The 12,240-nt window shown below is 70.6% G+C and carries 11 protein-coding genes, 1 rRNA gene and 1 riboswitch; of the genes, 11 read left to right on the top strand and 1 reads right to left on the bottom strand.

What is annotated here, in order from left to right; genetic code table 11:
* The 11 genes from rrf to IE249_RS08605 all read left to right on the top strand — a co-directional run.
* Positions 1 to 77: ribosomal RNA gene (rrf, locus tag IE249_RS08655) — 5S ribosomal RNA — on the top strand; the annotation flags it as partial.
* Positions 78 to 185: 108 nt separating this feature from the next.
* Positions 186 to 794 (top strand): cardiolipin synthase ClsA, encoded by a 609-nt coding sequence (clsA, locus tag IE249_RS08650; RefSeq protein ID WP_189704167.1) that lies wholly within the window; start codon positions 186 to 188, stop codon positions 792 to 794.
* A gap of 115 nt (positions 795 to 909) precedes the next feature.
* Positions 910 to 3,405: a mannose-1-phosphate guanyltransferase gene (locus IE249_RS08645; RefSeq protein ID WP_189704166.1), complete on the top strand. Its 2,496-nt coding sequence runs from the start codon at positions 910 to 912 to the stop codon at positions 3,403 to 3,405.
* Positions 3,406 to 3,549: 144 nt separating this feature from the next.
* Positions 3,550 to 4,446, top strand: coding sequence for a DUF881 domain-containing protein (locus IE249_RS08640; protein WP_189704165.1), 897 nt, complete (start codon positions 3,550 to 3,552; stop codon positions 4,444 to 4,446).
* Positions 4,443 to 4,775 (top strand): small basic family protein, encoded by a 333-nt coding sequence (locus tag IE249_RS08635; RefSeq protein ID WP_003988855.1) that lies wholly within the window; start codon positions 4,443 to 4,445, stop codon positions 4,773 to 4,775. The genes IE249_RS08640 and IE249_RS08635 overlap by 4 nt, the downstream gene beginning before the upstream one ends.
* 893 nt (positions 4,776 to 5,668) lie before the next feature.
* Complete coding sequence (locus tag IE249_RS08630) at positions 5,669 to 6,472, top strand: DUF881 domain-containing protein (RefSeq protein WP_189704196.1); 804 nt, start codon at positions 5,669 to 5,671, stop codon at positions 6,470 to 6,472.
* 130 nt (positions 6,473 to 6,602) lie between these two features.
* Positions 6,603 to 7,487 (top strand): zinc-ribbon and FHA domain-containing protein, encoded by an 885-nt coding sequence (locus IE249_RS08625; RefSeq protein WP_189704164.1) that lies wholly within the window; start codon positions 6,603 to 6,605, stop codon positions 7,485 to 7,487.
* Between the two features lie 52 nt (positions 7,488 to 7,539).
* Positions 7,540 to 8,277, top strand: a complete 738-nt coding sequence (gene ftsR, locus IE249_RS08620; RefSeq protein ID WP_189704163.1) for a transcriptional regulator FtsR — start codon at positions 7,540 to 7,542, stop codon at positions 8,275 to 8,277.
* A gap of 124 nt (positions 8,278 to 8,401) precedes the next feature.
* Positions 8,402 to 8,875: a bifunctional nuclease family protein gene (locus tag IE249_RS08615; protein ID WP_026253112.1), complete on the top strand. Its 474-nt coding sequence runs from the start codon at positions 8,402 to 8,404 to the stop codon at positions 8,873 to 8,875.
* 161 nt (positions 8,876 to 9,036) lie between these two features.
* Positions 9,037 to 9,720 carry a MerR family transcriptional regulator gene (locus IE249_RS08610; protein WP_189704162.1) on the top strand — a complete coding sequence of 228 codons (684 nt, stop codon included), beginning with the start codon at positions 9,037 to 9,039 and terminating at the stop codon, positions 9,718 to 9,720.
* Between the two features lie 76 nt (positions 9,721 to 9,796).
* Positions 9,797 to 11,239, top strand: a complete 1,443-nt coding sequence (locus IE249_RS08605) for a DNA polymerase IV (protein WP_229857829.1) — start codon at positions 9,797 to 9,799, stop codon at positions 11,237 to 11,239.
* Between the two features lie 118 nt (positions 11,240 to 11,357).
* Here the strand turns inward: IE249_RS08605 and IE249_RS08600 are convergent, their stop codons facing one another.
* Positions 11,358 to 11,759 (bottom strand): PRC-barrel domain-containing protein, encoded by a 402-nt coding sequence (locus IE249_RS08600; RefSeq protein WP_189704161.1) that lies wholly within the window; start codon positions 11,757 to 11,759, stop codon positions 11,358 to 11,360.
* A gap of 112 nt (positions 11,760 to 11,871) precedes the next feature.
* Positions 11,872 to 11,966: riboswitch (glycine riboswitch) on the top strand.
* The last annotated feature ends 274 nt before the right edge of the window (positions 11,967 to 12,240 follow it).

Genomic DNA, 12,240 nt, shown 5'->3' with positions numbered 1-12,240 from the left:
CGAACCCGGAAGCTAAGCCTTACAGCGCCGATGGTACTGCAGGGGGGACCCTGTGGGAGAGTAGGACACCGCCGAACTCCTTTTAGAGCTCTGGCTCTTGGGCACGCAGCCCAAGAGCCAGAGCTTTTTTGCGTTGAGGTAAGGTCAGGAGGCATCGTAGGCACGTTTCCTCAGGAGGCCCCCGGGTGGAGGTCCAGGAGACCCGCGTCCAGACGGACCGGGTGCTCACCATCCCGAACATCCTCAGCATGGCGCGGCTCCTTGGCGTGCCCCTGTTCCTGTGGCTGATCCTCAGGCCGGAGTTCGGCGGCCCCAAGAGCGATGGCTGGGCCCTGCTGGTCCTGGCGCTGAGCGGCGTCAGCGACTACCTGGACGGCAAGCTCGCCCGGCGGTGGAACCAGATCAGCAGCCTCGGCCGGCTCCTCGACCCCGCTGCCGACCGCCTGTACGTGCTTTCCACTTTGCTGGGCCTCACCTGGCGGGAGATTCTGCCGGTGTGGCTGACGGCGCTGCTGCTGGCGCGGGAATTGATGCTTCTGCTGGCGGTGGGCGTGCTCAGGCGCCACGGCTACCCCCCGCCCCAGGTGAACTTCCTCGGCAAGGCGGCCACGTTCAACCTGATGTACGCGTTCCCGCTGCTGCTGCTCAGTGACGGCAGCGGTTGGATCTCGTCACTCGCCGCGGTTTTCGGATGGGCGTTCGCCGGATGGGGTACAACGCTGTATTGGTGGGCAGGAGTCCTCTACGTGGTACAAGTCCGCCGCCTGGTCCGTGCGGACGCCATGGCCGACTGAGCTCGCTGATTCGGGCAGCCGCTGGGGCTCCGATGGCCCGCTGCCGAAAAGTGCGGGAGAATCTGGACGGGTAAGTCGGCCAGATCGTCATCTCTTGGAGGAGGACGCTTCCGACATGAAGGCCGTCGTGATGGCCGGAGGCGAGGGCACGCGCCTTCGTCCAATGACCTCGAGCATGCCCAAGCCGCTCCTGCCGGTGGCCAACCGGCCGATCATGGAGCACGTTCTGCGGCTGCTCAAAAAGCATGGGCTGAATGAGACCGTCGTCACAGTGCAGTTCCTGGCTTCGCTGGTCAAGAACTACTTCGGCGACGGCGAGGAGCTCGGAATGGAGCTCACCTATGCCAATGAGGAGAAGCCACTCGGTACCGCCGGAAGCGTCAAGAACGCCGAGGAGGCGTTGAAGGACGATGCCTTCCTTGTCATTTCCGGCGATGCCCTCACCGACTTCGACCTCACCGAGCTGATCAACTTCCACAAGGAAAAAGGCGCGTTGGTGACCGTGTGTCTCACACGCGTGCCCAATCCCCTGGAATTCGGCATCACCATCGTCGATGAGGAAGGCAAGGTCGAGCGCTTCCTGGAGAAGCCGACCTGGGGTCAGGTCTTCTCCGACACGGTGAACACCGGTATTTACGTGATGGAGCCCGAGGTCTTCAACTACGTCGAGGCCGATGTCCCGGTCGACTGGTCCGGCGATGTCTTCCCGCAGTTGATGAAGGAAGGCAAGCCGATCTACGGCTATATCGCCGAGGGCTACTGGGAGGACGTCGGCACCCACGAGAGCTATGTGAAGGCGCAGGCGGACGTTCTCGAGGGCAAGGTCGACGTCGACATCGACGGCTTCGAGATCTCGCCGGGAGTCTGGGTCGCCGAGGGCGCCGAGGTGCACCCGGAGGCCGAGCTGCGCGGGCCGCTCTACATCGGCGACTACGCCAAGGTGGAGGCCGGCGCCGAAATCCGCGAGCACACCGTCGTGGGTTCCAACGTGGTCGTCAAGAGCGGTGCCTTCCTGCACAAGGCCGTCGTGCACGACAACGTGTACATCGGGCAGCACAGCAACCTGCGGGGCTGCGTGGTCGGCAAGAACACCGACATCATGCGTGCGGCGCGGATCGAGGACGGCGCGGTCATCGGCGACGAGTGCCTGATCGGTGAGGAATCGATCGTTCAGGGCAACGTCCGGGTTTACCCGTTCAAGACCATCGAGGCCGGCGCCTTCGTCAACACCTCGGTCATCTGGGAGTCGCGCGGCCAGGCGCACCTGTTCGGCGCGCGCGGGGTCTCCGGCATCCTGAACGTGGAGATCACCCCGGAACTCGCCGTGCGGCTGGCCGGGGCGTACGCCACCACGCTGAAGAAGGGCTCCACCGTCACCACGGCGCGCGACCACTCTCGTGGTGCCCGCGCGCTGAAGCGGGCGGTGATCTCCGCGCTCCAGGCCAGCGCCATCGACGTACGAGACCTGGAGAACGTGCCGCTGCCGGTCGCCCGGCAGCAGACCGCGCGGGGCAGCGCCGGCGGCATCATGATCCGGACGACGCCCGGAGTGCCGGACTCGGTCGACATCATGTTCTTCGACAGTCAGGGCGCCGATCTCTCCCAGGGCAGCCAGCGCAAGCTGGACCGGGTCTTCGCCCGGCAGGAGTACCGGCGGGCGTTCCCGGGCGAGATCGGTGACCTGTACTTCCCGTCCAGCGTCTTCGACTCGTACACCGGTTCGCTGCTGCGGAACGTGGACACGACCGGGATCGCCGAGTCGGGTCTCAAGGTCGTGGTGGACGCCTCCAACGGCAGCGCCGGGCTGGTCCTGCCGAGCCTGCTGGGCAAGCTCGGTGTCGACTCGCTGACGATCAACCCCGGTCTCGACGAGTCGCGGCCGACGGAGAGCGCCGAGATGAGACGTTCGGGTCTGGTGCGCCTCGGTGAGATCGTGGCGTCCTCCGGTGCCGCCTTCGGTGTGCGATTCGACCCGGTGGGCGAGCGGCTGTCGCTCGTCGACGAGAAGGGACGGATCATCGAGGACGACCGGGCGCTGCTGGTCATGCTGGACCTGGTCGCCGCGGAGCGGCGCAGCGGCCGCGTGGCGCTTCCGGTGACCACCACGCGTATCGCCGAGCAGGTGGCCGCGTACCACGGCACGCAGGTCGAGTGGACGACGACCTCTCCCGACGACCTGACGCGGGTCGGCGGCGAGGAGGGCACGATCTTCGGCGGCGACGGCAAGGGCGGCTTCATCGTTCCGGAGTTCAGCAGCGTCTACGACGGCACGGCGGCGTTCGTGCGGCTCATCGGTCTGGTGGCGCGCACCCAGTTGACGCTGAGCCAGATCGACGCCCGGATTCCGCGGGCGCATGTCCTCAAGCGGGATCTGGCCACTCCGTGGGCCGTCAAGGGGCTGGTGATGCGCCGGGTCGTGGAGGAGGCCGGCGACCGGTTCGTGGACACCACGGACGGCGTACGGGTCGTGGAGACGGACGGGCGCTGGGTGATGGTGCTGCCCGACCCGGCCGAGGCCGTCACCCATCTGTGGGCCGAGGGTCCCGACGACGCCTCCGCGCAGGCGCTTCTGGACGAGTGGTCGGCGGTGGTGGACAGCGCCGGCCGGTAGGCGCGGCCGGCCGGGATCCGGCGGTGTCCGGACGTAAAACGGACAGCACGCACGCGTGCCGGACAAGTGTCCCCAAGGGGGCCTGTCCGGCACGCCGGTGGGGCCGTTCGGAGGTCTCGGCGGCGACGTGCGACGATGTGCGGCATGCCGCAGCAACCCCCCATTCGGAGCATCCCCGCGCGGCCCTCCCGTCCGGACGCGTCCATGTCGCTGATCACCAACGTCATGGACCACAGCCTCGACGACGGCTACGCCGAGGCCGCGGCGCGCAAGAGGGCCGCGGGCGAGAGCGGCATGCCCAGGACGCTGAAGGCCCGGCTCGGGCTGGCGGTGGGGCTGGTGCTGGCGGCTCTTGTGGTGACCGTGGGAGCGGCGCAGGCCCGCGTTGCGGCGCCGGTCGTCGCCAAGGAGCGGCAGGAACTGATCGACCGCATCGACCGTGAGACGGCCGCGGCGGACAAGCTCGAGGGAAATGTCGACAAGCTGCGCAGCGATGTGAGCGCCCGGCAGCGTGAGGCGCTGCGGCACAGCGGCGGCAACGCGCAGGCCGACCTGGTGGGGATCCTGGCGGGCGCCACGGAGGTGCACGGTCCCGGGGTGAAGCTCGTCGTGGACGACGCCAAGGAAGCCACCACCGGTGGGAGCGGCAATCCGCGCGAGACGTCGGGTTTCTCCGACACCGGGCGGGTGCGCGACCGGGACATGCAGCGTGTCGTCAACGGGTTGTGGCAGTCGGGGGCCGAGGCCGTCTCCATCAACGGGCAGCGGCTGACGGCCCTGTCCGCGATCAGGGCCGCGGGTGACGCGATACTGGTCGACAACAAGCCGCTGGTGCCGCCTTACACGGTGCTCGCGGTGGGGGACGGGAAACGGCTGAGCACCAGCTTCCAGAACAGCCCGGACGGGCTGTATCTGCACGCCCTGCAGGACAACTACGGCATCCGGACCGCCATCTCCGTGGAGAGCGACCTCCGGCTGCCCGCCGCACCGAGTGTGATCGTACGTACAGCACAGCCGAGCACTGAGAAGGGCACATCGTGATCGCCGTACTGGGCCTCGTCGTGGGAGTCGTGGCCGGCCTGTTGGTCCGGCCCGAGGTTCCGGCGGTCGTCGAGCCTTATCTGCCCATCGCCGTGGTGGCGGCGCTGGACGCCGTCTTCGGAGGCCTGCGGGCCATGCTCGACGGCATCTTCGACGACAAGGTCTTCGTGGTGTCGTTCCTGTCGAACGTGGTCGTCGCCGCGCTGATCGTGTTCCTCGGCGACAAGCTGGGCGTGGGCGCCCAGCTGTCCACCGGAGTGGTGGTCGTCCTCGGTATCCGCATCTTCTCCAACGCCGCGGCCATCCGGCGGCACGTGTTCCGGGCGTGAGTGCGATGAGCGAGCAGGACGAGCAGCCCGAGAACCGGCCCGCCCCCCGCGAGGACGCGGAGCGGCGGCCGCCCTCCGCCACGCCGGAGGGCGAGCCCCACGCTGCCACCCCGGGCCCACGCCCCGCCCCCGAGCCCCATCCCGCCGACGAGGCTCCCGTCTCTCGCCCGGGCATTGAGCCCCCTGGTCCGGGGCTTGGTGCCGAGCACCCCGAGTCCCGGCAGGGCAGGAACGTACCCGAGCCAGGACAGCAGGCTGCCGCCCCGGAGCGCGGCCCCGGCGCGGGGGGCCCGGCGCCGCGCCCTCGCTCCGACACCCCGGGCCCGCGGCCGCGGACCGGTCCGCCTGAGTCGCAGGCGCAGCCGGGCGATGGCCGACGGCCCGACTACAGCCCGGACAGCGAGCGCCCCACGCCCCGGCCCGGCGGTGAGCGCCAGGCATTCCGGCCCGACGGAGGGCGCCCCGGGCCTCGGCCGGACGCCGGGCGCCCGGAGTTCCGGCAGGGTGGGAACCCCGAGCGTCGGCCGGGGATTGAGCGTCCCGAGTTCCGGCGGGGCGCGGACGTGCCCGGGCCCCGGCCCGGCGCGGGGGGCCCTGGGTTCCGCGAGGGCGGTCACGTGCCCGGACCCCGGCCCGGTGCCGGAGGCCCTGAGTTCCGGGAGGACGGGCGCGTGCCCGAGCGCCGGCCCGGTGCCGGAGGTTCCGGGTTCGGGCAGGGTGCCGACGTGCCCGTGCCTCGGCCGGGTGCCGAGCGTCCCGGGTTTCGGACCGGCGCCGAGCGTCCGGAGTTCCGTGGTGATGGTGAGAACCTCGGGTTCCGTGCCGGGGCCGAGCGGCCCGGGGCCGGGCAGGGTGCGCTCCGGTCCTGTGGGGGCGGGCGGGGCGAGTATCGGCTGCGGGAGGAGTTGCCGGCGGAAGTGCCCGTTCCGGCGGGGGAGTCCGGGGCCGGTGGCCCGGAGGCCGGCGAGCCTGCGCTCACCGGGCGGCAGCGGCTCGCCGAGGGGCTGTGGCCGCCGCGGATAACCCGGGCCCAACTCATCGTCGCCGTGCTGCTGTTCGGCCTCGGGTTCGGCCTCGCCGTGCAGGTCGCGTCCAACAGCGACAGCGACAGCGCGCTGCGCGGCGCCCGTCAGGAGGATCTTGTTCGCATCCTCGATGAACTCGACGACCGTACGCAGCGTCTTGAGGACGAGAAACAGGGTCTCGACAAGCAGCGCCAAGAGCTGGAGAACAGCTCGGACCAGGCCGAGGAGGCCCGCAAGCAGACCGTCGAGAAGGAGCGGCAACTCGGCATTCTGGCGGGCACCGTGGCCGCGCAGGGACCCGGCATCACGATGACGATCGAGGACACGAAGGGGACGGTCCAGTCGGACATGCTGCTCGACGCGATACAGGAGCTGCGTGCGGCCGGTGCGGAGGCGATCCAGGTGAACGGCGTGCGTGTGGTCGCCGGGACTTATCTGACCGACTCCGGCAAGAGCGTGGAAGTCGACGGGAACAAGATCAACGCGCCCTATCGTTTCCAGGTCATCGGCAAGCCGCAGGATCTCGAACCGGCGCTCAACATCCCGGGAGGCGTGGTGCAGACCCTGGAGAAGGAGCAGGCCACCGTTACGGTGGAGCGGTCGGACAAGATCGTTGTCGACGCCTTGCGAGCGGCGAAGCGGCCTGACTACGCTCGGTCGTCCTCCCAGTGAACCGGGGGTGCATGGCGGTCGTCCGGCAGGGGCATGAGGTTGCGGGGGGTCGGCGCACCAATTGGGTGGTGCGTGATGGAAACTGTTTGGTGGATACGGACGTTGTGAGGATGTCCGGGTCGACCGGTGTATGCAGTCAGGGTTCGTCCTGCCCCACGGGCGGGTCTGTTTCGGTCAAGGGGAATCGCCCGTGAAGTTGTTTGCGAAGTTGTTCGGCAAGAGCGCGCGAGAGGGCAGCGACAACGCGACCGCCCGCCATCGCGCACAGCCCGACGCGGAAGGTCAGCGCCCGCTGTTCCGGGACCAGGTCGCCGGTCAGGGCGGTGACATTTCCGGTGGTCAGGGCGCGCCGTCTGTTGACCCTGCCCAGTCGGGCGGCATAGGTTTCGGCCAACCGTCAACCTCAGGTACGGGTGGAGGGTTTGCCGCCGACCCGTACGCGTCCAATGCCCCGGCGGGGCAGCCGCGGCAGGAGGATCCGTCCATGTCGGCCCTGGTGTGTACGAGGTGCGGTAACCGCAACGCGGAGAACAGCCGCTTCTGCTCCAACTGCGGTGCGCCGCTGCGGCCCGGCGCGGTCCCGGAGCGCCCCTCGGAGACGACGTCCACGATCTCCATCTCCGGACTGGAGGCCTACGACGCTGAGGCCACCGGCCAGACGCCGATGCTCTCCCCGGAGGCGCAGGCCGCCGTCGACGCGCTGCCGCTGGGTTCCGCCCTGCTGGTGGTGCGCCGCGGGCCGAACTCGGGCAGCCGCTTCCTGCTGGACGGCGAGCTGACCACGGCCGGGCGTCACCCGCAGAGCGACATCTTCCTGGACGACGTGACGGTCTCCCGGCGCCACGTGGAGTTCCGCCGGAGCCCGGACGGCTCGTTCACGGTGGCCGACGTGGGCAGCCTCAACGGCACGTACGTCAACCGTGAGCGGATCGACCAGGTCGCGCTGTCCAACGGCGACGAGGTGCAGATCGGCAAGTACCGGCTGGTCTTCTACTCGAGCCGCCAGGGCATCTGACCGGTCCCGGCCCCTTCCAGACTCCGTACGGGGAGACACCCAGGGAAGGTCCATGCTTCAAACACCGAGCGGCGGTGCCGGGCGCGGCGCCGCCGCCGCGGACAGTGGGCTGATGAGCATCGGCACGGTGCTGAACGCGCTGCGCGACGAGTTCCCCGAGGTCACCATCTCCAAGATCCGTTTCCTGGAGTCGGAGGGGCTCGTCGAGCCGCGGCGGACGCCGTCGGGGTACCGCAAGTTCAGCCCGCAGGACGTCGAGCGCCTCGCCCGCATCCTGCGGATGCAGCGTGACCACTATCTGCCGCTGAAGGTGATCCGTGAGCACCTGGACGCGGTGGAGCGCGGTGAGACGGTGCAACTGCCGGTGCTGGGCAGGCAGCGGGACGGCGAGGCGGTGGCCGCGCCGGCCGAGGTGCCCACGGCCGCCCGGATCGGGCGGGGCGATCTGCTGGCCGCGGCCGGCATGGACGAGCGGACCCTCCAGGAGTGGGAGTCCTACGGGCTGCTCACTCCACTGGCGGACGGCGTCTACGACGCCGAGGCGATCACGGTGGCCTCGCTCGTCGCCGAGCTCGGCCGCTTCGGCATCGAGCCCCGGCATCTGCGGGTGATGAAGGCGGCCGCCGACCGTGAGGCCGGACTCGTCGACCAGGTCGTCGCCCCGCTCAAACGGCACCGCAACCCGCAGACCAGAGCGCACGCCGAGGAACGCACGAAGGAGCTGGCGGCACTCACGGTGCGCCTGCACGCGGCGCTGGTGCAGACGGCGCTCGGCGTGCGCCTGCCCTGAACCGGCACCCGGCAGACCGGGCTGGAGGCCGGATCCGGCCCCGGACCCCGTGGTGGGGGCGGGATTGGGACGTCGATTCCGGCCCGACTACCCAAACGTCCCGGGCACGGCCTAGGGTTGCTGTGTGAACGAGCTCGATGTCGTAGGTGTCCGGGTCGAGATGCCCTCCAACCAACCGATCGTGCTCCTGCGTGAAGTGGGGGGCGACCGCTACCTCCCGATCTGGATCGGGCCGGGTGAGGCGACGGCGATCGCCTTCGCCCAGCAGGGCATGGCTCCCGCGCGGCCGCTGACCCACGACCTGTTCAAGGACGTGCTGGAGGCGGTCGGCCAGGAACTCACGGAGGTTCGCATCACGGACCTGCGTGAGGGCGTCTTCTACGCCGAGCTGGTCTTCGCCAGCGGTGTCGAGGTCAGTGCGCGCCCCTCCGACGCCATAGCGCTGGCGCTGCGCACCGGGACGCCGATCTACGGGAGTGACACGGTGCTCGACGACGCGGGTATCGCGATCCCGGACGAGCAGGAGGACGAGGTGGAGAAGTTCCGCGAGTTCCTCGACCAGATCTCGCCGGAGGACTTCGGCACCAGCAGCCAGTGAGGCGCGGCCCCGCGAGAGCATTCGGCTAGCCTTTCCCCGCGAAGGGGCACGGGAAACCACTCTTAGGGTGATTATCACTCGGCGTGCCGAGTGTGGCGATCGTTGACGCACCCCTGGTGACTGCCTACCGTCGAGGAGGCAGGTCAAGGACGGAGGTCGGCGTGAGAAGCAGCGGCGACGGTACGGCTGGGGGTGCCCCCGGACGCGGTGTCGGGGGAGGTGGTCCGTACGTCACTCCGGGCTCTCCCCTCCGCGTGAGCGGCGGCCATCCCCACCACGGCGGCGCGCCCGACCACGCTCCGCAGCGACCGACGGCCGTGCCCAGCGGTGGAGGGACGGCGCCCATGGCGTCCGAGGAGATCGGCTACCGCGGCCCGACGGCCTGCGCGGCCGCCGGCATCACCTACCGGCAGCTGGACTACTGGGCCCGCACCGGCCTCGTCGAACCGAGCGTGCGGCCCGCCTACGGCTCCGGCACCCAGCGCCTCTACAGCTTCCGCGACGTGGTCGTCCTGAAGATCGTCAAGCGGTTCCTGGACACCGGCGTGTCGCTGCAGAACATCCGCACGGCGGTGCAGCACCTGCGGGAGCAGGGCTTCACCGACCTGGAGCGCATGACGCTGATGAGCGACGGCGCCACGGTCTACGAGTGCACCTCGCCCGACGAGGTCCACGCGCTGCTCCAGGGCGGCCAGGGCATCTTCGGCATCGCCGTCGGCGTGGTGTGGCGCGACGTCGAGAGCGCCCTGTCCCAGCTTCACGGCGAACGCCTCGACACCGGGGAGACCCTGGTGGGCCACAACCCCGGCGACGAGCTGGCCCGGCGGCGCAACCGGGCGGTCTGACCCCGCCCCGGGCACCGGGGGCCCTCGCGCCCCGGTCGGGGGCCCGATGTCAGTGGCGTGGTGCAGCATCGGAGATGTGAGAACCGCGCCCACGATCCTGCATCTCGACATGGATGCCTTCTTCGCCTCGGCGGAGCAGGCATCCAAGCCGAGCCTGCGCGGGAAGGCCGTCGTGGTGGGCGGGCTGGGACCGCGCGGGGTGGTCGCGACGGCGTCGTACGAGGCCCGGGTGTTCGGGGTGCACTCGGCGATGCCGATGGCCCAGGCGCGGCGGCTGGCGCCGAACGCCGCGTATCTGGTGCCGCGCTTCGCTTTCTACCGGTCCATCAGCGAGCAGGTGATGGAGCTGCTGCGGGCGCTGTCGCCGCTGGTGGAGCCGCTCAGCCTGGACGAGGCGTTCGTGGACCTGGAGGCGCAGGGGACGGCCTGGGACGCCGACTCCGCCCGGCTGGCGGGAGTCAGGCTGCGCGCGGACATCAGGGCCGTCACGGGGCTGACGGGGTCGGTGGGACTTGCCGCGTCCAAGATGCTCGCCAAGATCGCCTCGGAGCGGGCCAAGCCCGACGGGCTGGTGCTCATCGAGCCGGGCACGGAGCGGGCGCTGCTGGGCCCGCTGTCGGTGCGGACCCTGCCGGGGGTCGGCCCGGCGACGGGCGACCACCTGCGCCGGGCCGGGATCCACACCGTGGCCGAACTCGCCGAGGCCGGCGAGGACGAGCTCGTACGACTGCTGGGCAAGGCGCACGGGCACGCGCTGTACGCGATGGCGCTGGCGCACGACGAGCGGCCGGTGGTCGCGGAGCGGGAGGCCAAGTCGGTGTCCGTCGAGGACACCTATGACGTGGACATCCACGACCGGCTGCGGGTGGGCCTGGAGGTGCGGCGGCTCGCCGACCGGTGCGTGCGGCGGCTGCGGGCCTCCGGCCTCTCGGGGCGGACGATCGTGCTGAAGGTGCGCAGGTACGACTTCTCCACACTCACCCGGTCCGAGACGCTGCGGGGTCCCACCGACGACCCGGCCGTGGTGCGGGAGGCCGCGGCCAGGCTCCTGGACTCGGTGGACACCACGGGCGGCGTACGGCTGCTCGGGGTGGGGGTGACCGGGCTCGCGGACTACACCCAGGAGGACCTGTTCGCACAGGCGGCGGGCGCACGGGAGGACGGCGCCCTGGAGGAGCCGTCGGACGAGCCGGCCGAGGAACGGCCCGACCCCGCCGCCGAGCGGCGCTGGCCGGCCGGGCACGACGTACGGCACGCGGAGTACGGGCACGGGTGGGTGCAGGGCAGCGGCCTGGGCCGGGTCACCGTCCGCTTCGAGACCCCGGACTCGGGCCCGGGCCGGATCCGGACCTTCCGGGTCGAGGACCCCGCCCTCGAGCCGGCGGACCCGCTTCCGCTCGTCCGCCGAAGACCCGGGGAGCCCGGCGCACCGGGCGAGCCTCCGGGACCGGACGGCGGGTCGTCCCGTGAACCGGACGGTGAGGCGGCCGCCCGGGCCGCCGGTGCCATGCCCGGGTGAGCGGTGAGCCGGGCGCGCGACGGACGGAGAGGAGCGAGGAGCGCAGCGGAGGCCGAGAAGGCCCGAGGCGGAGGTCGGTGGGCCGGGGCGGAGGCCGGGCGGAGATCGAGGGGCCGGGTCAGGGTTCGTCGGGGCCGGGGGCCGAGCCCGAGCCCGAGCCCGAGCCGGCGAGTCTGCCGAAGTCGTGGTCGGGGAGGGCGGGAGGAGGAGCCACGTCCAGGCCGTAGTGGTGGTAGAGCTGGAGTTCCTGTTCGGGGGAGAGGTGGCGGCCGACGCCGAAGTCGGGGGCCTCCTTGATCAGGCTCCGGTCGAAGGGGACGCGCAGCGCGCCCTCGACCAGCTCGCTGGGCTCCAGGGGCACGAAGGCGTCCCGGGAGAACAGTCCGGTGCGTATGGCCGCCCACTCGGGAACGCCGGTCGCGTCGTCGAGGTACACCTCGTCCACCGTGCCGATCCTGTGGCCGCTGCGGTCGAACGCCTTGCGGCCGATCAGGTTGCGCGGATCGATCTCGGTCTGCACGGTCCCTCCACTTGGTCGCAACTCATCCGTAAGCACTACAAAAGAGCACAATCGGCAAGGCGGCCACTCGAGCCGTGCTCCGGCGCCCGCTGGTACGCTGGCAAACGGCTGCTGACCCCGTGCGGGAGAGTCCTCCGGGATCACCGGAGGCGCCGAAGGAGCAAATCCTCCCCGGAATCTCTCAGGCTCACGTACCGCACGGACGAGGTCACTCTGGAAAGCAGAGCGGGTGTCGACGGCTTCCGCTCTCACCGACGGTGAAAACCGGGGGCCTTCGGGCGGCCCGGTGAAGCTCTCAGGTTGAGATGACAGAGGGGGAGGCCGTCGGGGCACCCGCGCCGTGGTGTCCCTCGAAGGTCGCGTCAGACCAGGAGGCCTCCGCAATGACCGCCCAGCGCATTCCGCTCTCCGAGCTCGAACAGGGCATCCCCTTCGAGCAGCGCCACATCGGCCCCGACCAGGAGGCGCGGGCCAAGATGCT

Source organism: Streptomyces anandii JCM 4720 (assembly GCF_014650655.1).
GTDB lineage: Bacteria > Actinomycetota > Actinomycetes > Streptomycetales > Streptomycetaceae > Streptomyces > Streptomyces anandii.
This window is presented reverse-complemented; position numbering and strand designations above follow the sequence as displayed.

Bases quoted from the DNA above. Each gene is read 5' to 3' on its own strand.
- IE249_RS08625 (WP_189704164.1), top strand. From the start codon at position 6,603: ATGCAGTCAGGGTTCGTCCTGCCCCACGGGCGGGTCTGTTTCGGTCAA.
- IE249_RS08640 (WP_189704165.1), top strand. From the start codon at position 3,550: ATGCCGCAGCAACCCCCCATTCGGAGCATCCCCGCGCGGCCCTCCCGT.
- IE249_RS08645 (WP_189704166.1), top strand. From the start codon at position 910: ATGAAGGCCGTCGTGATGGCCGGAGGCGAGGGCACGCGCCTTCGTCCA.
- ftsR (WP_189704163.1), top strand. From the start codon at position 7,540: ATGCTTCAAACACCGAGCGGCGGTGCCGGGCGCGGCGCCGCCGCCGCG.